This is a genomic window from Pseudomonas sessilinigenes (genome assembly GCF_003850565.1).
In the GTDB taxonomy this organism is placed as follows: domain Bacteria; phylum Pseudomonadota; class Gammaproteobacteria; order Pseudomonadales; family Pseudomonadaceae; genus Aquipseudomonas; species Aquipseudomonas sessilinigenes.
The window spans coordinates 5,707,011-5,726,957 of record NZ_CP027706.1 but is presented as its reverse complement, the minus strand read 5'-3'; the positions used below and the strand labels follow the sequence as shown (position 1 = coordinate 5,726,957).

Here is a 19,947-nt window from a genome sequence, read left to right as displayed (position 1 = left end):
CAGCGCCGGGGAATTTCTGCTGATCTGTCTGCCAGTGGACAGGTTGTGAACGCAATCGGTGCCTCGGTCATTTTTGGTACGCAAGTCCCGTGAAAGCGGGGAAAACCCGAGGTTTTTCTCCAGTGGCTGCTAGTGTTGTTCTGGGCGTGAGCAGCCGGTTGCGTGCCGTTGACCGAATATGTCGCAGCATCGCAAGCAGCTGTCGCATCGCACTCGTTAAGCTGCGCAGCGGACAATTTGTTCTCAAGTGCAATGGGTTGCGTCTGTTTTGTGATGGTCACCGGCCAAGGCATGGCCCCGTTCGCCTTGGCAGATGCCCATCCCGGGAAGAAGTGAATGTGACCTGCACGCCTCGTCCAGCTTCATTCACCTGGCACCCTGCAACCTCTGCCCGAGATTCAGGAGCAGGATGCCCCGGCGCCCCTCAAGGGGACACACGCGACGCTACCATCAATAACAAGCTCAAGCGGAGTACCACAGATGGCGTTCTTCACCGCAGCCAGCAAGGCCGACTTCCAGCACCAACTGCAAGCGGCACTGGCGCAGCACATCAGTGAACAGGCACTGCCACAAGTGGCGCTGTTCGCTGAACAATTCTTCGGCATCATTTCCCTGGACGAACTCACCCAGCGTCGCATGTCCGACCTGGCGGGCTGCACCCTCTCTGCCTGGCGCCTGCTTGAGCGCTTCGATCACGCGCAACCGCAAGTGCGCGTCTACAACCCCGATTACGAACGTCATGGCTGGCAGTCGACCCACACCGCGGTGGAAGTCCTGCACCATGACCTGCCTTTCCTGGTGGACTCGGTCCGCACCGAGCTCAACCGTCGCGGCTACAGCATCCACACCCTGCAGACCGCCGTGCTCAGCGTGCGCCGCGGCAGCAAGGGCGAGCTCCTGGAGATCCTGCCCAAGGGCACCCAGGGCGAAGGCGTGCAGAAAGAGTCGCTGATGTACCTGGAGATCGACCGCTGCGCCAACGCCGCCGAACTGAGCGTGCTGGGCAAGGAGCTGGAGCAGGTGCTGGGCGAGGTGCGTGTCGCCGTGGCCGACTTCGAGCCGATGAAGGCCAAGGTCCAGGAACTGATCCAGAGCATCGACAACAGCCAGTTCGCCATCGCCGCCGACGAGAAGTCCGAGATCAAGAGCTTCCTGGAGTGGCTGGTGGACAACCACTTCACCTTCCTGGGCTACGAGGAGTTCGTGGTCGGCACCGACCAGGAAGGCGGGCATATCGAATATGACCCGAACTCCTTCCTGGGCCTGGCCAAGCTGCTGCGCGCCGGCCTCACCGGCGACGACCTGCACATCGAAGACTACGCCGTGAACTACCTGCGCGAGCCGACGCCGCTGTCGTTCGCCAAGGCTTCGCTGCCCAGCCGCGTGCATCGCCCGGCCTACCCGGACTTCGTGTCGATCCGCCAGATCGATGCCGACGGCAAGGTGATCAAGGAATGCCGCTTCATGGGCCTCTACACCTCCTCGGTGTATGGCGAGAGCGTGCGGGTGATCCCGTACATCCGCCGCAAGGTCGAGGTCATCGAGCAGCGCTCCGGCTTCCAGCCCAAGGCCCACCTGGGCAAGGAACTGGCCCAGGTCCTGGAAGTGCTGCCCCGTGACGATCTGTTCCAGACGCCGGTGGACGAGCTGTTCAGCACCGTGATGTCCATCGTGCAGATCCAGGAACGCAACAAGATCCGGGTATTCCTGCGCAAGGACCCGTACGGCCGTTTCTGCTACTGCCTGGCCTACGTGCCGCGCGACATCTACTCCACCGAAGTGCGGCAGAAGATCCAGCAGGTCCTGATGGAGCGCCTGCAGGCCACCGACTGCGAGTTCTGGACCTTCTTCTCCGAGTCGGTCCTTGCCCGCGTGCAACTGATCCTGCGGGTCGACCCGAAACAGCGTATCGACATCGATCCGCTGCTGCTGGAGCGCGAAGTGGTGCAGGCCTGCCGCAGCTGGCAGGACGACTACGCCAGCCTGGTGGTCGAGAGCTTCGGCGAAGCCCACGGCACCAACGTCCTGGCTGACTTCCCGAAAGGTTTCCCGGCCGGCTACCGCGAGCGTTTCGCCGCCCACTCGGCGGTGGTGGACATGCAGCACCTGCTGAGCCTGAGCGAAAGCAACCCGCTGGTGATGAGCTTCTACCAGCCCCTGGGCCAGGTGACCGGCCAGCGCGAGCTGCACTGCAAGCTGTACCACGCCGATACCCCGCTGGCGCTGTCCGACGTGCTGCCGATCCTGGAAAACCTCGGCCTGCGGGTCCTGGGTGAGTTCCCGTATCGCCTGCGCCACAACAATGGCCGCGAGTTCTGGATCCACGATTTCGCCTTCACCGCCGCCGAAGGCCTGGACCTGGATATCCAGCAGCTCAACGACACGCTGCAGGACGCCTTCGTCCACATCGTCAGCGGCGACGCCGAGAACGATGCCTTCAACCGCCTGGTGCTGACCGCCGGCCTGCCATGGCGCGACGTGGCGCTGCTGCGTGCCTACGCCCGCTACCTGAAGCAGATCCGCTTGGGCTTCGACCTGGGCTACATCGCCAGCACCCTGAACAACCACACCGACATCGCCCGCGAGCTGACCCGGTTGTTCAAGACCCGCTTCTACCTGGCCCGCAAGCTGACCCAGGAAGACCTGGACGACAAGCAGCAGCGCCTGGAGCAAGCGATCCTCACCGCCCTGGACGACGTCCAGGTGCTCAACGAGGACCGCATCCTGCGGCGCTACCTGGACCTGATCAAGGCCACCCTGCGCACCAACTTCTACCAGCCCGATGCCAACGGCCAGAACAAGTCGTACTTCAGCTTCAAGTTCAATCCGAAGCTGATCCCCGAGCTGCCCAAGCCGGTGCCGAAGTTCGAGATCTTCGTCTACTCGCCACGGGTCGAGGGCGTGCACCTGCGCTTCGGCAACGTCGCTCGCGGCGGCCTGCGCTGGTCGGATCGCGAGGAAGACTTCCGTACCGAAGTCCTGGGCCTGGTAAAAGCCCAGCAAGTGAAGAACTCGGTGATCGTGCCGGTGGGCGCCAAGGGTGGCTTCCTGCCGCGTCGCCTGCCACTGGGCGGCAGCCGTGACGAGATCGCCGCTGAAGGCGTAGCGTGCTACCGCATCTTCATCTCCGGCCTGCTGGACATCACCGACAACCTCAAGGACGGTGGCGTGGTGCCGCCGGCCAACGTGGTTCGCCACGACGACGATGATCCGTACCTGGTGGTGGCGGCCGACAAGGGCACCGCGACTTTCTCCGACATCGCCAACAGCATCGCCATCGACTACGGCTTCTGGCTCGGCGACGCCTTCGCTTCCGGCGGTTCGGCCGGCTACGACCACAAAAAGATGGGCATCACCGCCCGTGGCGCCTGGGTCGGCGTGCAGCGTCACTTCCGCGAGCGCGGCATCAACGTCCAGGAAGACCCGATCAGCGTGGTGGGCGTGGGCGACATGGCCGGCGACGTGTTCGGCAACGGCCTGCTGATGTCCGACAAGCTGCAACTGGTGGCGGCGTTCAACCACCTGCATATCTTCGTCGACCCGAATCCGGATCCGGCCACCAGCTTCGTCGAGCGCAAGCGCCTGTTCGACCTGCCGCGTTCGGCCTGGAGCGACTACGACGCCAGCATCATGTCCGAGGGTGGCGGCATCTTCTCCCGTAGCGCGAAGAGCATCGCCATTTCGCCGCAGATGAAGGAACGCTTCGACATCCAGGCCGACAAGCTGACCCCGACCGAGCTGCTCAACGCCTTGCTCAAGGCGCCGGTAGACCTGTTGTGGAACGGCGGCATCGGTACCTATGTCAAGGCCAGCAGCGAAAGCCACGCCGATGTCGGCGACAAGGCCAACGACGCCCTGCGGGTCAACGGCAACGAACTGCGCTGCAAGGTGGTGGGTGAGGGCGGCAACCTGGGCATGACCCAACTGGGTCGCGTCGAGTTCGGCCTCAACGGCGGCGGCTCCAATACCGACTTCATCGACAACGCCGGTGGCGTGGACTGCTCCGACCACGAAGTGAACATCAAGATCCTGCTCAACGAAGTGGTGCAGGCCGGCGACATGACCGACAAGCAGCGCAACCAGCTGCTGGCGAGCATGACCGACGAAGTGGCGGGCCTGGTCCTGGGCAACAACTACAAACAGACCCAGGCCCTGTCCCTGGCTGCGCGTCGTGCCTACGAGCGGATCGCCGAGTACAAGCGCCTGATGGGCGACCTGGAAGGCCGTGGCAAGCTGGACCGGGCCATCGAGTTCCTGCCCAGCGAAGAGCAGCTCAACGAGCGCGTCGCCGCCGGCAAGGGCCTGACCCGTCCGGAGCTGTCGGTGCTGATCTCCTACAGCAAGATCGACCTCAAGGAGCAGCTGCTGGGCTCCCAGGTGCCGGACGACGACTACCTGACCCGCGACATGGAAACCGCGTTCCCGCCGACCCTGGTCAGCAAGTTCGCCGAAGCCATGCGTCGTCACCGCCTGAAGCGCGAGATCGTCAGCACCCAGATCGCCAACGACCTGGTCAACCACATGGGCATCACCTTCGTGCAGCGCTTGAAGGAGTCCACCGGCATGAGCCCGGCCAACGTGGCCGGCGCCTATGTAATCGTGCGCGACATCTTCCACCTGCCGCACTGGTTCCGCCAGATCGAGGCCCTGGATCACCAGGTCTCGGCACAGGTGCAGCTGGAGCTGATGGACGAGCTGATGCGCCTGGGTCGCCGGGCTACCCGCTGGTTCCTGCGCAGCCGTCGCAACGAGCAGGATGCCGCCCGTGACGTGGCGCACTTCGGTCCGCACCTGGCAGCCCTGGGCCTGAAGCTCGACGAGCTGCTGGAAGGTCCGACCCGCGAAGGCTGGCAGTCGCGCTACACCGCCTACGTCGAGGCTGGTGTACCGGAGTTGCTGGCACGCATGGTGGCCGGTACGACCCACCTGTACACCCTGCTGCCGATCATCGAGGCTGCCGACGTCACCGGGCACAACGCCGCCGATGTGGCCAAGGCCTACTTCGCCGTAGGTAGCGCCCTGGACCTGCCGTGGTACCTGCAGCAGATCAGCGATCTGCCGGTGGCCAACAACTGGCAGGCCCAGGCACGCGAAGCCTTCCGCGACGACGTGGACTGGCAGCAGCGGGCGATCACCATCTCGGTCCTGCAAATGGCCGATGCGCCACAAGACATGGAAGCCCGCGTGGCCCTGTGGCTTGAGCAGAACCTGAGCATGGTCGAGCGCTGGCGCGCGATGATGGTGGAAATCCGTGCCGCCAGCGGCACCGACTACGCCATGTACGCAGTGGCCAACCGGGAACTGCTGGACCTGGCCATGAGCGGCCAGTCGGGCCTGTAACCGACCGACCCCGCTGCAACGCAAAAGCCCCGTATCGCAAGATACGGGGCTTTTTTCATTCAGGCGCCTACGGTCAGGAGCTGTGCGAAAAGTTCATGGAGGATCGCTCCAGGCAGCGCAACAAGCCCAGCACTCCGGCGCTGCATCATGCTCGCCAGCGGGCGCTGGGCCATGCTTGATGACGGCATGGGATTTTCGCTGCTGCCAAGGAAGCCTGTGATCGAGCAGCGCCTAGGCCAACAGCTTGCCGCCGGGGTACACGGCACAGGCGTGTCCTGGAAATTGGGTGGCAACGCGGACCTCCAATCATCTGAGTGATCCCGCCGGGAACAGATGCTCAGCCATGAAATCAACGAACGCCCGCACTCTGGGCAACAGCTGCCGATTAGAGGGCCACAATACCCAGAAGGTACTGGACGAACCGGCCCAGTCGTCCAACACCGTCACCAGTTCTCCACGATCGAGGGCTGCCTTGACCGCGAAGTCCGGCAGATAGGCGATACCGTGGCCCTGGATGGCCATGTGCCGCAGCGTCTCCAGGTGGTTGCTCGTCATGCTTGGTGCCGGGCGTAGGTCGACGTCTTCGTCGCGGCGTCGCAAACGCCATTTCTCCAGCAGGCCGGTGCTTGGGACGCGATGCAGCAGGCAAGCGTGCCGGGCGATGTCCTCGGGCTGTTGGGGCCTGTCGTGCTGCTCGAAATAGCCTGGTGCGCCCACGCAGACAAAGCGGCTGATACCCAGGCGCTTGCTCATCAGTCGGGAGTCGCTCAACTCTCCAGTGCGCACCACCGCATCGAACCCTTCGTCCACGACATCCACTAAGCGGTCGCTGAAATCCAGGTCGAGTTCGATCTGCCGATAGTGGCTGGCAAAAGCCGACAACACCGGCCACATCAACCCGCTGACCAGAGGCAGGCTTACCCGCAGCCGGCCTTGCGGGGTCGCCGTCGTGCTGGCCAACTCATGCTCGGCCGCAGCGATCTCGGCAAGAATGCGCCGACAGCGTTCGAGGAACAGCGCGCCTTCCGCTGTGAGGCTCACGCTGCGGGTACTGCGTTGAAACAGGCGCACGCCCAGCTTCTGCTCCAGCCGGGCCACGCCCTTGCTGACCGCCGATGCGGAGATACCCAACTGCCGTCCCGCTGTCGCGAAGCTGCGCGATTCGGCTACCTGCACAAAGATCGTCATGCCGCCGTGGCTATCCATTTCATCCCTCCAATTGCTGACTGATCTGTCATGTTTGTCGTGATGTTTGCACTATTTTTCCATCACTGGTTCCTTTCTATCATCAATTATTCAACGAGGTGGCCGCGGCATTGCCGCGACCACCGTGAATCCGCGGGCGCCATGCATGGCCTCGCTATTTTCAAGGGATACCCGATGAGTACCAGCACTGCGTTCGAGTCGGACGCGAAATTTGGCAAAGCTGCGTTGATCGTCACCGGTTGCCTGACCGCCGCCGTCATTCCATTGAGCATCGCCGGCCCCGCGGTGGTCGTTCCCTCGATCAACCAGGCACTGGGCGGCAGCGCGGTCGAGCTAACCTGGATCATCAATGCCTACATCCTGACCTACGGCAGTGCGACACTGGCCGCCGGCAGCCTGGCCGACACCTATGGGCGCAAGCGGGTCTGGCTGTCCGGCATGCTGTTGTTCGCGGTGATAACAGCGGCCATTCCCTTCATGCCGTCGGTGTTCTGGATCGACATCCTGCGGCTCATTCAGGGCCTGGGCGCGGCGGCAGCCTTTGCGGGGGCGATGGCTGCACTGACACAAGAGTTCGATGGACATGCCCGCACGCGCGCATTCAGCCTGATCGGTACGACTTTCGGCGCTGGAGCGGCATTCGGCCCGTTCATGGCTGGACTGCTGATCGACACCCTGGGGTGGCAATGGGTGTTCTTTCTACCGGCGCTGGTCGCCTTGCTGGCATCGGCACTCATTGCCCCATTTGCCCGCGAGACACGCGACCCCGGTGCCACAGGACTGGATTGGCCCGGCGCCATCAGCTTCACCGCCGGGCTGGCCGTGCTGACCTACGGCATCATTCTTGCGCCCGAGCGAGGTTGGCACCATGCCTGGGTGCTGGCGTGCCTGGCGGGTGCCCTCATGTTGCTGGCCGCCTTTGTCGTTATCGAACGTCGGCAGGCCAAGCCCATGCTGGACTTGTCGTTGTTCGCCAATGCCCGGTTCGTCGGGGTACAGGTGCTGGCGATTGCGCCGGCCTATGCGTACATCGTGCTGCTGGTCATGCTGCCAGCCCGATTCATCGGGGTCGAAGGATACAGCGCACTGGCAGCCGGGCAGATGATGATCGCGCTGTCCGCGCCGCTACTGGTGGTGCCCTTCGTTGCCGGCGTGCTGGCGCGCTGGATCAACGTCGGCGTGCTGTCCGGCATTGGCCTGGTCATTGCGGCAGCCGGGCTGGCCTGGTTGGGCTTGACGCTATCGGGCGGTGCGCAAAGCGCGCGCTTGCTGGCGATGCTGGTGATCGGCATTGGCATCGGCCTGCCCTGGGGGTTGATGGATGGCTTGGCCGTGAGCGTTGTTCCCAAGGAGCGGGCGGGCATGGCTGCGGGAATCTTCAATGCGGTGCGCCTGGCCGGCGACGGGATGGCCATTGCCGCCGTGGGGGCCATGATGTCCGCCAACATTCTCTCAGGGCTGGTGGTTTGCGTGCCGGATGGCGCATCAGGGCAAATGACGAATGCAGACTTGGTCGAAGCATCCAACCGGTTGGCAATGAGTGACCTACACAATGCCCTGGCGCATTGGCCAGCGGTTGGACGGTCGCTGCTGTTGCAGGCATATGAAGGCGCATTCCGTTTTCAGCTTCTTGTCCTGGCGGGGGCTGCGGCAGCGACGGCGATCCTGGTGCTCGTGCTGTTGGGAAGAGTAAGACGGCATGACTGATCGCGATGGCGTTCAGACATTTGCGTTGCTTGCTGGCCGTCGCTGAAGAACAACACTTCGCCCGTCCCGCCGGACGGCTGCACATCGAACAATCGCACGTTGTCACGCGCGATTAGGGAGCGGGAAGAAGCACTGGGCGTGGTGCTGTTCACACGCATCACGCGCAGACCTAATGGCGAGGCCGTGGATGCGGCGACACTGATCCTGCCTATGCGGGAGGCGTTTATGGCTGGGATCGGGGATTCAGGAAGGGCAGCTCCATCGCCAAGACTCACCAGCAGAAGCTGACCTGGCGACATGCAGTTGCCTGGAGGCCAAAGCGCAGCCCTTTGGCTGCGCTTTGGTTTGTTGTTGGGCGAGGGTCCTCTACGATGGCAAGCCGATCCTGCTTGCTGCGATAAGGATCGCCAGGCACTGGCAGGGCGAGGGCAGTGCTTACTTGCTCTTGCCCGAAGCGTCCTGCTCGACTACCAGGTCCAGTACATAGACCTGCGACGAGGCGTCGGCCGGCGGGTTCTTCCACTCGTACTGCTTGACCCGCAGTACGGTACGTACGCCGTTGTGGTGCTCGTAGCCCTGGATCGAGTCGTACATCGGGTGCCAGGTGTCCTGGGTCGGCAGTTGCAGGCCGGCGTCGTCATAGCGGCGCTCGCGCACTTGCAGGCATTGGTAGTTGGGGATCAGCGGATGACTGCACTTGACGGTCTTGGCGGCCACTTCCAGGAACTTGATCTCACCCTTGCTGCCGTAGCGGGTCTCCGGGGTTTCTTCGCCCTGGAACTTGAGCACCGAACCGTCCTGGGTGGTCAGCTGCAGCATCGGCTCGGGGGTATCACCGGTGACGCTGGTGCGCAGGTCACCCTTGAGCAGGCGGCCGACCTCGCTGTCCAGGTCCATCAGGCTCTTGTCGCAGGCCATCAGGGTCGAAGCCAGCTGTTGCACCTTCAGTACGCCGTTCTGGTAGGTGTAGCCACCGAACTGGCCGTTGCAGCCGCCGCTGATGTTCAGGCTCTGGTCGCCGAAGGTCAGGCGCAGCTTGCGCTCGATGCCTTTGGCCAGGGCCGGGATGGGCTTGCCCGAGGCGTCGGTGGCCGATACCAGGTTCCAGTAATAGGCCGGGAGCGCCGGCTGGGCAGCGGTGGACGAGGTGGCGGCGGGCATGGAAGGCGATCCTTCATGGGAAGTGTTAGCCGAGGTGCAGGCCTGGAGCAGGGCGGCGCAGACGGCAACGAGGAGAATGTTCTGTTTCATGGTTCGCTCTTTCAGCCTTGATTGAGTAGGTGCGGCATGCTGCGCAGGCAGGATGCACGTGCCGGTAAACAGGGGGGACGAGGTCGCTTGAAGAGGGTAGCGCACTGCGCAACCCGATGGGCCCGAAGGCCGGTTCGGGCGACCCCGACCGTTACCGATAGCGATGAGACAGCATCATGGCGATTCGGTTTCACCTGGGTGTTTGTCCGGTAGTGTTACCAAATCTTGCAACATGCTGGGTGTGGCCGCTGTTGCAGGCTTCGCAGGGCGCGTCGCGTCTGCAGGGCGGGGCGATGGGGTTGCCAGGTCGAGCGCTGAAGGCCCTGGGGGCCTTGTCGCAGCTTCGCCAGCTCAGCAGCGGCTACAGGTGCGTGTGCGGCTAGAGGATTAGTGTTCCAGGGGCGTCAGCACTTCGTCCTTGGCGTCCATCAGCATGAACACCAGTAGCTTGGCCGGCTGGGTCTGGCTGGCGTTGGCCGAGACCGGATGCTGCGAGCCGGCAGGCTCGAACCAGGATTGTCCAGCCTGGTAGGTGACGCTCGGACCATCGTTGACCCGGGAGGTGATGGCGCCCTCCAGGACATAGGCCATGGCCGCCCCAGCGTGGCGGTGAGGCACGGTGGCTTGGCCCGGGGCGTAGTCGACGGTGAGCATCAGGGCTTTCTTGCCCGGCAGGTGGGCCAGTGGCTGCTCCTGCAGGATCGCCAGTTTCTCCTGGCCGTACACCGGCTCGTGGGCCGCGGCCCCCAGGGAGGTCATCAACGCAAGTGTGGCCAGGGCGGTACTCAGGGCTTTCATTTTCGGCTTCTCCAAAGGATTGAAATACGCCTTCAGGCTAAGCCCGGGGGCCTGGCCGCCCTATAGCCAATCCTGGCTAAGAGCGCCAGACCAATGCCGTCACGCCTCAGGTGATCTGCCTCAGGATATCGCGCACCTTGTCCAGGGCCGGGTCGATGTCCAGGGTCTCGATGGCTCCGAAGCCGATGAACAGGCCAGCACGTACCGGGTGGTCGTGGAAGAACTCGTGCAGGGAGTAGAGGCCGACTTCCACCTTCTTCGCCAGGTCCAGCAGCAGCGGGATGTCCACCGGCACCTTGCACAAGGCCGCCAGGTGGAACCCGGCCGTGCAGGGCACCGCCTCCAGCCAGGGCGCCAGGTCGCCTTGCAGGCGCTGGAGGATGCGCTCGCGGCGCCCTGCGTACACCGTGTGGCAACGACGGATGTGCTTTTGCAGGTAGCCCTCGTCGATGAACTTGGCCAGCGCCCATTGCGACAGGGTCGCGGTGTGGCAATCGCTCAATTGCTTGGCCTTGGTCACCGCAGCCAGGATCGCTGGTGGTAGTACCGCGTAGCCCAGTCGCAGCTGCGGCAGGATGGTCTTGGAGAAGGTCCCGACATAGGCCACCACCCCGAGGCTGTCCAGGCTTTGCAGGGAGTCGGCAGGACGCCCCTCGTAGCGGAACTCGCTGTCGTAGTCATCCTCGATGACGATTGCCCCCAGTTCCCGTGCCCGTTCCAAAAGAGCCTTGCGGCGAGCCTCGCTCATGGGCATGCCCAGGGGGAACTGGTGCGAGGGCGTGACATAGATCAACCGTACGCCATCGGGGATCCTGGCCACCTCTATGCCCTCGTCATCTACCGGGATTCCCAGCACCTGGGCACCCTGGGCCTGGAACAGCAGGCGCGCCGGGGTGTAGCCCGGGTCCTCCATGGCCACCAGGCTGCCGGGTTCCAGGATCACCCGGGCAATCAGGTCCAGGGCTTGTTGGGCGCCATTGCATACGACAATGTCCTGGTCCGTGCACACCACGCCGCGGGAAAACGCCACATGCCCGGCGATGGCGTGACGCAGCACCGGCAAGCCCTCGGGTTGGCTGTAGAAGCTGCCTGCCTGGCTCAGGCGGCGCAGTGCATCCTGGGTGCAGCGTCGCCACTGTTCTGCGGGAAACTGCGCGCGGGTGGTAGCGCCACCAATGAACTCATAGCGCAGCGTGCCTTCCAGGCTTGGGTGGCGCAGTGGCGAGGGTATGGCTTGCCAGCGGGCCAGGCTCTGGGCGCAGGCCAGGTCCTGGGCCTCTTGCTTATGTGCGGCCTTGATCGGGCGAGGGCTGACGAAGGTGCCGCGGCCGATCTTGCCAACCAGGTAGCCTTCGTAGGTCAGCAGGGTGTAGGTGTCGGACACCGTCTTGCGCGAGATACCCAACTGTTCAGCCAGCAACCGGCTGGGAGGAAGCTGGCTACCGGCGGCCAGTCGTCCGGACTCCATGGCGCTGCGCAGCTGCTGGTAGAGCTGCTCGGCCAGGTCCTTGCGGCCGTTGATCACTACATGAAGTTCCATTGGCTTGCCCAAATCTGATAGATAGGCGCAAGGTTACCCGTCCCACAGGGCTTCGTGTAGTTACCGACCGGGGCCATGAGCGCTGGCGGAACGGCCCCGATGGCATTACCAGAACCAATAAGGCAGGAACTTGGGCGTCGGTTCTATGGCCAACTCCTGGTAGTAAGTGATGGGGTTGAAGAAGAACGCATCCAAGGCAAGAAATGCCGCGACCCCGAAGGCCAGGACGAGCAGCTCGCGATGGGGGTGGACATAATAGTTTCGGTCCATGAAGTAGCGGACGATAGTCAAGATGGCAAAACTTGTGAACACACCAATATAGTTTGGCTTTAACGGCTCGCTCGCGTAGCAGTTATAGATCATTACCGCCAGTGCCAATCCCACGCCAATGGCCGGAAGTTTCAGGCAGAAACCCAATACCCAGTTCCTGGCACGGCTGAACATGTTGCTCTTGTCGATAAAAATATAGGCCGCCAGTAGTGAAATGGCCGGAGTTATTGCAATGATGTAGCGAGCCTTCTTCGAATTGGGGATTGTAAAGAACAGGATCAGTGCCAGGAACCAGACGGTAAGATAGAGCAGCATGCTGCTATCGAGTGAACGGGCTTGTGTAAAAAACTGTTTGTACTTCCTGGCGATGACATTCAGGGCGAAGAACACTGTGATGCCATAGGTAATCAATCCGCCAGTAAAGTAGAAGTAGTAGCGTGGCCTGTGATTGCTGGCGATACGGTCCAGCCCCTGCATCATCAATACTTCACGCATGAAGTTCTCGCCACCCTGTATATAGGCAGCCCATGCCAGCAGTGCTACACCGACAATGAACAGCAGGCCGGTGACCAGCGAAAACAGGACCAGCGTACGCCACTGGCGGCTGAACAGGTAATAGGACCCCACCACGATCGCCGGGCCGATCAAGCCGATAGGCCCGCGAAACATGAAACCAAGCACCAGGCAAAGGAATACCAGGGCCAGGCGCCAAGGTTGTCGCTTCAACTCTGCACAATAGGCCAGATAGAAACACACAACGGTAAATAGTGCTGGATAGACATCGAGCGCCAGCGAGTTGACGGCATCGAGAAAACCCCAGGTAAAAAGGGCAAAGAGAACACCATACAGTCCCCACTTCTTGTCATGCAGGGCTCCCAGTTTATAAGTGAATACCAGGATCAAGGCTGCGCAAATGCAATAGGGCAGACCCATTGAAAGAATGGATAGGCGACCGAAAGGCAACGATGACAGATAAGCCAGGAATGTATTGGCAATCGTATAGTCGGGGTAGGGCTTCAAATCGTCGGAAATTGGGAACAGTGTCATGCCGTGATAAAGCATGTAGTCCGCAAAGTCGACGAAGCGGGTAGTGTAATTAAGTATCGCCAGCTTATATTGCAAACCCATGAACAGAGCGAGGGCTATCACAAAAATACTCAGGCAGGGTCGTTGCATGACCTGTCTTGTCAGTCTGTTCATCTACTCAATGATTCCCCAGGAAAGCGCGAATATACAGTGGCTATCAAACGGACACCATAGAGCAATATAACTGTCTGTTTGCTGAACTTGTGTCGGACTTGCAGGTGCAGCAACCTAGCCAATAGACGGTTACAGGCGGGTATACGGGCGGTAGGTCCGGCAAGTGGTCTCCCGGGAATATGTTGAATTGGTTATAGGGTCCTGGCACTCGGGGCCTTAGTCTCTCTCTCGCCAGGAATTGCATAGGCCCAAAGTGACCGATCATGCCTGGCCCTGGATGTTGGCACGCCTGCCATCGTCCATCTAAGGCGCAAGATCGCCCGCAGTTTCCCAGCAGGTAGGCGCGAACTTTTTCTTTTTTTGCAAGACAGGTACCCACCATGAAGTTGCTGCACGTCGACGCCAGCGCCAAGGGCGAGCGTTCCAATTCCCGCGCCCTGGGGCGTTATTTCATCGAGCAATTGCAGGCGCAGGGGCTGGAGCTGGAAATCGACTATCTGGATTTGGCCCGGGAGGCGCCAGCGGCCGTTACCGAAGCCTTCGCCATCGCGACCTACACCGCGCCCCAGGCGCGTACTGAGCAGATGCGCCAGACCCTGGCGGCATCCGACGTGCTGTGCGAGCGCCTGCTACAGGCCGATGCGTGCCTGTTCGCCATGCCCATGTACAACTGGTCGATGCCTTCGAGTTTCAAGGCCTACATCGACAACATCACCCGTACCGAATTGACCTACTTGAACACCGCCGATGGCATCGTCGGTCAGTTGAGCCGGCAGAAGGTGTTGTTCCTGACCAGCCGCGGCGCTGACCTGCGCCCGGGCAATCCCATGGCCTGGATGGACGCCCTGACCCCGGCGCTGAGGGCCGCCTTCGCTTTCATTGGGGTGCAGCATCCGCAATTCGTCGATGCCCAGCCCCTGCAGTTCGCCGATCCACAAGCCCGTGGCGAGGCCCTGGAGCGGGCGCGTGGCGAACTGCTACAAGTGGCCCGCCAGTGGGCTGCCTGAGGTCCCGGGCGCGTTCAAGGACGCTGCTGGGGCGTGACTGAGGTGCCGAAGGTATTACCCATGCGTACGCCGGTGGCGGCGGGAGTCGCCAGGCCGTTCTGGTTCGGTGGCCGTTTCTCCACCGGGTTCTGCATCGCCTGCTGATTGGCTTTGGCGGCCTTGACGGCCTCCGGGTCATTGCCCATCTGTTTGCTCAGGCAGTTGTAGTCGGGGGCCTTGTAGCCGCCGACGCTGACCTCGACACAACCTTCTTTGGCTTCTTCTGCCTGCACCGTCCAGGGCAAGGCTGAGAACAACACAAGAGCTACGGCAAATCGGCTAAATCGTTTCATCCTGGCCTCCTGGCTGGCCCGGGAAAACGAGCCTCGATAGGGGCCGAGTGTAGTGCAAAGCCCGAGCCGCAAAAGTGATGATTTTTTTGCCGTGGCCGTAACACCAGATTCATAAACTGGCCTCAGGATGACGCTTTTCAAGGATTGGACAGCAGTGCAGCGACACAGAGCGCAGGTCGGGCGATGGACTTCATTGCACGGGGGCTTGGCGACCTGTGTGCTGGGGTTCGCTCTGTGGCTACCGGGATTTGCCGTCTGGGCAGGCGATAGGCCTCCAGGGCCGCCGCATGTGGATTCCCAGGCCTTGTTGGGGCTGGATATCCCGGCGCAGGACCTGGCCCAGGCCCTGGAACTGTTCAGTCGCTCCACCGGAATGGCCGTGCTGGTGGACCGAGAGCTGACCCGGGGGCGGCGTTCGGCGGGGGTCAAGGGGCGCTACAGCGCTCGCGAGGGCCTGGCGCGTTTGCTGGCCGGTAGTGGATTGATGGCCCGTTATGCCCGTACCGATGCGTTTACCTTGCAAGTGCCGGCGGCTTCCCAGCCGCGGGTAGAGCAGGGGGCCAGGGGGCGCCAGGCCGCACGGCTCAACAGCAGCTATGCCACGGCGTTGCAGCGCGCGGTGGAGCGTGGTTTGTGTGGCTCGGAGTTGACCCGGCCGGGCGGTTTTCGTGCCTTGCTGCAACTGTGGGTTGGCAGTGATGGCCGGGTGGAACACAGCCGCCTGGTGGGCTCCACCGGCGATTGGCAGCGAGATGAGGCACTGGTGCAGCGCCTGGCGCAAATCCGCATCGAGCGCCAGGCGCCCAGCTCGTTGCGCCAGCCGTTGACCTTACTCTTGATACCGGACACGACAGGGAAACGCATGGATTGCAAGGAATGGGAAGGAGCTTCCGGGGTATGAAGAACACCGGGCACAGTGCGATGGTCAGGCTGTTCCTGACGTCCTACGAGGACTTTCGGGTGCGCTTGCGCAGGCGCCTGGGCTCGGAGGACCTGGCCAACGATGTCCTGCATGAAACCTACCTGCGGGTCGACCGTATGGAGGAGCCACCGAACCTGGTCCAGCCCAATGCCTACCTGTACCGCATGGCGTTGAACATTGCCGCCGACCGGCGCCAGTCCGATGCCCGCTTGCTCACCGGAGAGGAAGTGGAGGAGCTGCTGCAGGTCGCCGACGAGGCCCTGGACCCGTCGCGGGTCGTGGGTGGCCAGAAAGAAATCCAGACCCTGCTCAAGGCCCTCTACGAATTACCGGCGCGCCGCCGGCGAATCTTCATTGCCGCGCGCCTGGAAGAGGCGCCGCACCTGGAAATATCCCAGCGTTTCGGCATTTCCACACGGATGGTGGAGAAGGAACTCAAGGCCGCCCTGGGCCATTGCGCCCTGCGTCTTGAAAGAAAAGTCATTCAGCGGTTCGGTCCCGGGGCTGGAAAACCGTCCTAGACAAAGAGTCCCTGACTATTCCGTGAGTATCTGCGCGCTTGAACATTTTTAGCATTTCCACGCCCCGGCCCTCGGCGGACCAGCAACTGCTGAGTGATGCCCGGGACTGGCTGCTCCTGCTGACCTCCGGGCGGGCCACCGCGGCCGACGCCAAGGCGTTGCGCCAATGGTGTGGGCAAAGCCCGCAGCACGCCGCTGCCTTCGAGCAAGCCAAGGCCTTGTGGCATGGCCTGCTCCCGGCTGCCGAGCGCCTGGAGCAACAGGCGCGTCCTCGAACCCTGGCCCGCCGGGCATTCCTGGGCGGGGCGCTGGCGGCATCGGCGGCGTTGTTCATGGTCCGGTTCACGGTACCGGGCGGTTTTGCCGGGCTCACCGCGGATTTTTCCACTGAGGTTGGCGAGCAGCGGCGGGTGGACCTGGCCGAGGGCGTGAGCCTGGAACTCAATACCCAGACCCGCATCAGCCGTCGCGATCTCGGGGCAGGGGAGCAGGGCATCGAGTTGCTCGAAGGCGAAGTGGAGGTCTTCAGCCAGGGTGTCCAGCCGCTCAAGGTACAGGCCGGCGAGGGCTGGTTGAGTGCCCGCCAGGCACGCTTCAATTTGCGTAATACCGAGCAGCAGGTGTGTGTGACCTGCATCGAGGGCAGCCTGCAGGTGGAGGTCGCGGGGCGTAGCATTCGCCTGGACAGCGGCCGCCAGCTGACCTATGACGTGCGCAGCGTGGGCGAGCCTGTGGTGGTGGACCCCCGTGCAGTGATCGCCTGGCGCGAGCAGGTGCTGGTGTTCGACAACGCGACCCTCAATACCGTGATCAGCGAGATCAATCGCTATCGTCCGGGCATGTTGGTGTTGCTCAACGCCGAGCTGGGCAAGCGCAAGGTCCAGGCGCGCTTCAACCTCAATCAACTGGCCGGCGTTGCCTTGCTGATTCGCGATGCCTACGGCGCCAAGTGCACCGAACTGCCCGGTGGCGTCGTCCTGCTCAGTTGACGCTCCTCCGGCGTCCGGTTGCGCAGGCGCCGTAATGTCCAAACTGCCTGATCCATCCCGTAGATGCCCGGTGTCCGCTGCGCGGCCATGCGCAACCTGCGGCAGCGACTACAGGCGGCTCGAGTCGCAGCCGCTGCAATCCCTGGCTGCTGGCCTCATTCCAGCGGGCCCAGCACCTGGCGGTAGCGCTCCTCGCCCTGGGGCGTCTGGCGCACCAGGCGGATCTCCAGGCCCACAGGGTTGTCCTGGCGATTGCCGCTCAATTGGCGCCAGCCCTTGTCGGGGTTCCAGACGCGAACCTGCAAGTCACTGACCCGGCCCAGCACCGCGACGCCATTGCGGGGGGCCGGCAACGGGTAGCGATCCCGGGGTTCGGCCACCGCACGATACAAGGTGTCGCCCTTGAGCCACCAACGCACCCGTTGCAGGCCAATGTCCGGTGCGGCGGCGCTGCGGATGATCTCCAGGGCAAACCCCTTGCTGTCGGAGCTGCGCACGCTCAAGGGTGGCGGGCCTTCGGGCTCGGCGGTGTCGCCCTCGCTGAGGTTGGGCTCGCGCAGTTCGGTGCTGGCTCGCAAGGCTACATCGCGTTCCAGTTGGTTGAGGGTACGCAGCAGTTCCTCGGTCTGCTCGGTACCGGCCTTGAGGTGGCCGTCGGCGCGAGTCACGCTGTCCAGGCCACGCCAGGCAATCAGGCTGACCACCGCCATGAGCATGATCGCCACCATCACCTCGATCAGGGTGAAACCTTCCTGGCGACTGTTCATGGCCGCTCCACCACCCTTAATTGGCCCGCTGCCGTGCGCTCGACCTGCAGGCTGTGCTGGCCATCGGAAAGCACCACCTGCAGCGGCGGGTTGATCCATTCGGCATTGAGCACCAGGCGTGGCCTGGGCTCGATGCGTACCTGCATGGAGGGCGTGTCCCAGTTCCGCGGTCGCAACTGGCTGTCCTGGCGAAAGTCATCGATGCCCTGGCCGGTCTCGTCGTAGCGGTTGAAGGCAAAGCCCTTGGCATTGGCCCGCCAGGTGATGCTACGGCCATCGGCACGGGCCTCGGCCTGGGCCACTTGCAGCAGTTGCGCCAGGCGCTCGGCGTCCTTGCGCAGGGATTGCAGCGGATCAGGCTTGATGCTCAAGCCCACGGCCGCACTGGCGATGCCGATGATCACCAGCACGACCATCAGCTCGATCAGGGTAAAGCCCTGTTGTTGATAAACCCGCATCGCATTGCACTCCTTGGCGAGGGTTCCAGGCTGCCCGAGGCAGATGATGATCTAGTGAAATAAAACCGTGAAATTTGACCTGTAGGCTGCTGGCATGGACAAACAGGAGGTTCTGCCCATGCCATTCGCCCTGCGTTTCTCTGTTCCCCAGGTATTGCAGTACGCCGCCCTGCTGGTGGCCCTGGCCGGAGTCGGCACCTGGTCGTCGCTGTTGCTGACTCCGGCCGAATCCCGCACGCCCACCGCCGCGCCCCAGGCCCTGGCTGCGCGCTCCGACAGTCCGGCCTTGCAGTGGTTTGCCAACCAGCCGGTGCAAGTGGACATCAAGGTGTCCGGGGTCATGGCCGGAGCCCGTGGCGCGGTGGCCATCCTCAGCCTGAACGATGGGCCGCCGCGCAGCTTCCTGGCTGGCGAGCGGCTGACCCAGGGTGTGCAATTGGTGGCAGTGGAGGCCGACGGGGTGCTGATCGAACGCGGTGGGCAACGTTCGCAAGTCAAGGTCAGCAAGCTGCCGGACTCGCCGAGCCTGCCAAGGTTGACCCGCTAGGGCTCACTGGCGCGGCACCGTTGGCCGGCTGATCAGGGTCTCCAGGCGAGCCAGGGGCGGCGCCTCGCGGCTGCGATCGCGCACCTGCACACTGACCCGCAACAACCCAGGCGTGGTGCTGGCGACAATGGCCTGCTCGCAACGCAGCTTGAGCCGGCCCTGGTCGCATTCGAGGTTTTTCATCCCGGTCGCCAAGCCCCCCTCCAGGCGCAACTCCGCCAGGCGACTCTGGGCCGCCAGCAGCGCCACGGATTTGTCCCGCAACAGGCCGTTGCCCTGGGTCATCAGCCCCGCCACACGCACGGCGGCCGACATGGCCACGGCAATGATGGCCAATGCCACCAGCACCTCGATCAGGGTGAATCCCGCTTGTTTGGGCACAGCTCGCATGGGCCGCTCGATACCGGAGGACAGCCTCGCAGACTAGTCCCCGGGCTTGACCGAATGGCGACCGAAACTCCCGAGGTTTTTCAATATCACTGACATATCTTCTTGCAACACTGCGCCACGAATCGAACTCAAGCCAAGGAATGTCGAGATGGATATCGCGCATGTAACGTCCCCCCCCGAGGCCTGTGGTGGCTCGCTGCGGCCGGAGCAGGACGCTCCGGGCGCCGCCGCCATGGCGACGCGACAGGGGGCAGTGACCCAGCCGGCCCACCGGCGACGCCCGCGTGCCCAGCGTGGTTTTACCCTGATCGAGATCATGGTGGTGGTGGTGATCCTCGGGATCCTGGCCGCCATGGTGGTGCCCAAGGTCCTGGATCGTCCCGACCAGGCCCGGGCCACGGCGGCCAAGCAGGACATCGCCGGACTGATGCAGGCGCTGAAGCTGTATCGCCTCGACCATGGCACCTATCCCAGCATGAACCAGGGCCTGAAGGTGCTGGTGGAACGCCCGGCCAATGCCAAGGACAGCAACTGGCGCTCATACCTGGAGCGCCTGCCCAACGACCCCTGGGGCCGTCCTTACCACTACCTCAATCCGGGGGCCAACGGTGAGGTCGATGTGTTCTCCCTCGGGGCCGATGGCCAGCCCGATGGCGAAGGCGTGAATGCCGACATCGGCTCCTGGCAGCTGTAAGGCCGGTC

General features: G+C 63.1%; 17 protein-coding genes and 2 pseudogenes. 10 read left to right on the top strand and 9 right to left on the bottom strand.

Features of this window, described 5'->3' with window-relative positions; genetic code table 11:
• Positions 1-480: 480 nt before the first annotated feature.
• On the top strand, positions 481-5,340 hold the full coding sequence (locus C4K39_RS26235; RefSeq protein WP_124347790.1) for an NAD-glutamate dehydrogenase: 4,860 nt from the start codon (positions 481-483) through the stop codon (positions 5,338-5,340).
• A gap of 135 nt (positions 5,341-5,475) precedes the next feature.
• Positions 5,476-5,654: pseudogene (locus tag C4K39_RS26230) on the top strand (DUF3363 domain-containing protein); the annotation flags it as partial.
• Here the strand turns inward: C4K39_RS26230 and C4K39_RS26225 are convergent.
• On the bottom strand, positions 5,647-6,546 hold the full coding sequence (locus C4K39_RS26225; RefSeq protein ID WP_124347789.1) for a LysR family transcriptional regulator: 900 nt from the start codon (positions 6,544-6,546) through the stop codon (positions 5,647-5,649). The pseudogene C4K39_RS26230 and the gene C4K39_RS26225 sit on opposite strands and share 8 nt — an antisense overlap.
• A 174-nt stretch (positions 6,547-6,720) precedes the next feature.
• Here C4K39_RS26225 and C4K39_RS26220 point away from each other — a divergent pair, with 174 nt between their 5' ends.
• Together C4K39_RS26220 and C4K39_RS31700 are read left to right on the top strand one after the other, a co-directional pair.
• A complete protein-coding gene (locus C4K39_RS26220) occupies positions 6,721-8,253 on the top strand; it encodes an MFS transporter (protein WP_124348402.1) in 1,533 nt (510 codons plus the stop codon).
• 5 nt (positions 8,254-8,258) lie between these two features.
• Positions 8,259-8,418 (top strand): annotated as a pseudogene (locus tag C4K39_RS31700) (helix-turn-helix domain-containing protein); the annotation flags it as partial.
• 270 nt (positions 8,419-8,688) lie between these two features.
• On the opposite strand, the gene C4K39_RS26210 reads toward C4K39_RS31700, so the two are convergent.
• The 4 genes from C4K39_RS26210 to C4K39_RS26195 form a co-directional block, all read right to left on the bottom strand.
• The gene (locus tag C4K39_RS26210; RefSeq protein WP_068588297.1) at positions 8,689-9,504 is read right to left on the bottom strand and encodes an META and DUF4377 domain-containing protein; all 816 of its coding nucleotides are present in this window, start codon (positions 9,502-9,504) and stop codon (positions 8,689-8,691) included.
• Positions 9,505-9,891: 387 nt separating this feature from the next.
• A complete protein-coding gene (locus tag C4K39_RS26205; protein ID WP_068588301.1) occupies positions 9,892-10,302 on the bottom strand; it encodes a cupin domain-containing protein in 411 nt (136 codons plus the stop codon).
• A 106-nt stretch (positions 10,303-10,408) separates the two neighbouring features.
• Positions 10,409-11,842, bottom strand: a complete 1,434-nt coding sequence (gene pdxR / locus C4K39_RS26200) for a MocR-like pyridoxine biosynthesis transcription factor PdxR (RefSeq protein WP_068588304.1) — start codon at positions 11,840-11,842, stop codon at positions 10,409-10,411.
• Positions 11,843-11,947: 105 nt separating this feature from the next.
• Positions 11,948-13,312, bottom strand: a complete 1,365-nt coding sequence (locus tag C4K39_RS26195) for an ArnT family glycosyltransferase (protein ID WP_225926526.1) — start codon at positions 13,310-13,312, stop codon at positions 11,948-11,950.
• Between the two features lie 380 nt (positions 13,313-13,692).
• On the opposite strand from C4K39_RS26195, the gene C4K39_RS26190 reads away from it, so the two are divergent.
• Entirely contained in the window at positions 13,693-14,319 is a 627-nt protein-coding gene (locus tag C4K39_RS26190) for an FMN-dependent NADH-azoreductase (RefSeq protein WP_068588306.1), read from the top strand.
• Between the two features lie 14 nt (positions 14,320-14,333).
• Here C4K39_RS26190 and C4K39_RS26185 read toward each other — a convergent pair whose 3' ends face one another.
• On the bottom strand, positions 14,334-14,651 hold the full coding sequence (locus C4K39_RS26185; RefSeq protein ID WP_068588309.1) for a hypothetical protein: 318 nt from the start codon (positions 14,649-14,651) through the stop codon (positions 14,334-14,336).
• Between the two features lie 289 nt (positions 14,652-14,940).
• Here C4K39_RS26185 and C4K39_RS26180 point away from each other — a divergent pair, with 289 nt between their 5' ends.
• Genes C4K39_RS26180 through C4K39_RS26170 form a run of 3 tightly spaced genes read left to right on the top strand, consistent with a single transcriptional unit; the run spans position 14,941 to position 17,083 of the window.
• Positions 14,941-15,552 carry an STN domain-containing protein gene (locus tag C4K39_RS26180; RefSeq protein ID WP_124347788.1) on the top strand — a complete coding sequence of 204 codons (612 nt, stop codon included), beginning with the start codon at positions 14,941-14,943 and terminating at the stop codon, positions 15,550-15,552.
• Entirely contained in the window at positions 15,549-16,094 is a 546-nt protein-coding gene (locus tag C4K39_RS26175) for a sigma-70 family RNA polymerase sigma factor (RefSeq protein WP_068588316.1), read from the top strand. The genes C4K39_RS26180 and C4K39_RS26175 overlap by 4 nt, the downstream gene beginning before the upstream one ends.
• Before the next feature lie 38 nt (positions 16,095-16,132).
• Positions 16,133-17,083, top strand: a complete 951-nt coding sequence (locus C4K39_RS26170; protein ID WP_124347787.1) for a FecR family protein — start codon at positions 16,133-16,135, stop codon at positions 17,081-17,083.
• A gap of 155 nt (positions 17,084-17,238) precedes the next feature.
• Here C4K39_RS26170 and C4K39_RS26165 read toward each other — a convergent pair whose 3' ends face one another.
• Together C4K39_RS26165 and gspH are read right to left on the bottom strand one after the other, a co-directional pair.
• The gene (locus C4K39_RS26165; RefSeq protein ID WP_068588945.1) at positions 17,239-17,850 is read right to left on the bottom strand and encodes a PulJ/GspJ family protein; all 612 of its coding nucleotides are present in this window, start codon (positions 17,848-17,850) and stop codon (positions 17,239-17,241) included.
• Positions 17,847-18,308 (bottom strand): type II secretion system minor pseudopilin GspH, encoded by a 462-nt coding sequence (gene gspH, locus C4K39_RS26160; protein WP_068588942.1) that lies wholly within the window; start codon positions 18,306-18,308, stop codon positions 17,847-17,849. Before gspH ends, C4K39_RS26165 begins: the two co-directional genes overlap by 4 nt.
• Positions 18,309-18,426: 118 nt before the next feature.
• Between gspH and C4K39_RS26155 the strand changes: the two genes are divergently transcribed.
• Entirely contained in the window at positions 18,427-18,855 is a 429-nt protein-coding gene (locus C4K39_RS26155) for a type II secretion system protein N (protein ID WP_068588939.1), read from the top strand.
• Positions 18,856-18,858: 3 nt separating this feature from the next.
• Here the strand turns inward: C4K39_RS26155 and gspI are convergent, their stop codons facing one another.
• Complete coding sequence (gene gspI, locus C4K39_RS26150; RefSeq protein ID WP_068588936.1) at positions 18,859-19,245, bottom strand: type II secretion system minor pseudopilin GspI; 387 nt, start codon at positions 19,243-19,245, stop codon at positions 18,859-18,861.
• Between the two features lie 232 nt (positions 19,246-19,477).
• Between gspI and gspG the strand changes: the two genes are divergently transcribed.
• Positions 19,478-19,939, top strand: a complete 462-nt coding sequence (gene gspG / locus C4K39_RS26145; RefSeq protein ID WP_068588952.1) for a type II secretion system major pseudopilin GspG — start codon at positions 19,478-19,480, stop codon at positions 19,937-19,939.
• Positions 19,940-19,947: the final 8 nt, after the last annotated feature.

Bases quoted from the DNA above. Each gene is read 5' to 3' on its own strand.
- C4K39_RS26235 (WP_124347790.1), top strand. From the start codon at position 481: ATGGCGTTCTTCACCGCAGCCAGCAAGGCCGACTTCCAGCACCAACTG.
- C4K39_RS26225 (WP_124347789.1), bottom strand. From the start codon at position 6,546: ATGGATAGCCACGGCGGCATGACGATCTTTGTGCAGGTAGCCGAATCG.
- C4K39_RS26220 (WP_124348402.1), top strand. From the start codon at position 6,721: ATGAGTACCAGCACTGCGTTCGAGTCGGACGCGAAATTTGGCAAAGCT.
- C4K39_RS26210 (WP_068588297.1), bottom strand. From the start codon at position 9,504: ATGAAACAGAACATTCTCCTCGTTGCCGTCTGCGCCGCCCTGCTCCAG.
- C4K39_RS26205 (WP_068588301.1), bottom strand. From the start codon at position 10,302: ATGAAAGCCCTGAGTACCGCCCTGGCCACACTTGCGTTGATGACCTCC.
- pdxR (WP_068588304.1), bottom strand. From the start codon at position 11,842: ATGGAACTTCATGTAGTGATCAACGGCCGCAAGGACCTGGCCGAGCAG.
- C4K39_RS26195 (WP_225926526.1), bottom strand. From the start codon at position 13,312: ATGAACAGACTGACAAGACAGGTCATGCAACGACCCTGCCTGAGTATT.
- C4K39_RS26190 (WP_068588306.1), top strand. From the start codon at position 13,693: ATGAAGTTGCTGCACGTCGACGCCAGCGCCAAGGGCGAGCGTTCCAAT.
- C4K39_RS26185 (WP_068588309.1), bottom strand. From the start codon at position 14,651: ATGAAACGATTTAGCCGATTTGCCGTAGCTCTTGTGTTGTTCTCAGCC.
- C4K39_RS26175 (WP_068588316.1), top strand. From the start codon at position 15,549: ATGAAGAACACCGGGCACAGTGCGATGGTCAGGCTGTTCCTGACGTCC.
- C4K39_RS26165 (WP_068588945.1), bottom strand. From the start codon at position 17,850: ATGAACAGTCGCCAGGAAGGTTTCACCCTGATCGAGGTGATGGTGGCG.
- gspH (WP_068588942.1), bottom strand. From the start codon at position 18,308: ATGCGGGTTTATCAACAACAGGGCTTTACCCTGATCGAGCTGATGGTC.
- C4K39_RS26155 (WP_068588939.1), top strand. From the start codon at position 18,427: ATGCCATTCGCCCTGCGTTTCTCTGTTCCCCAGGTATTGCAGTACGCC.
- gspI (WP_068588936.1), bottom strand. From the start codon at position 19,245: ATGCGAGCTGTGCCCAAACAAGCGGGATTCACCCTGATCGAGGTGCTG.
- gspG (WP_068588952.1), top strand. From the start codon at position 19,478: ATGGCGACGCGACAGGGGGCAGTGACCCAGCCGGCCCACCGGCGACGC.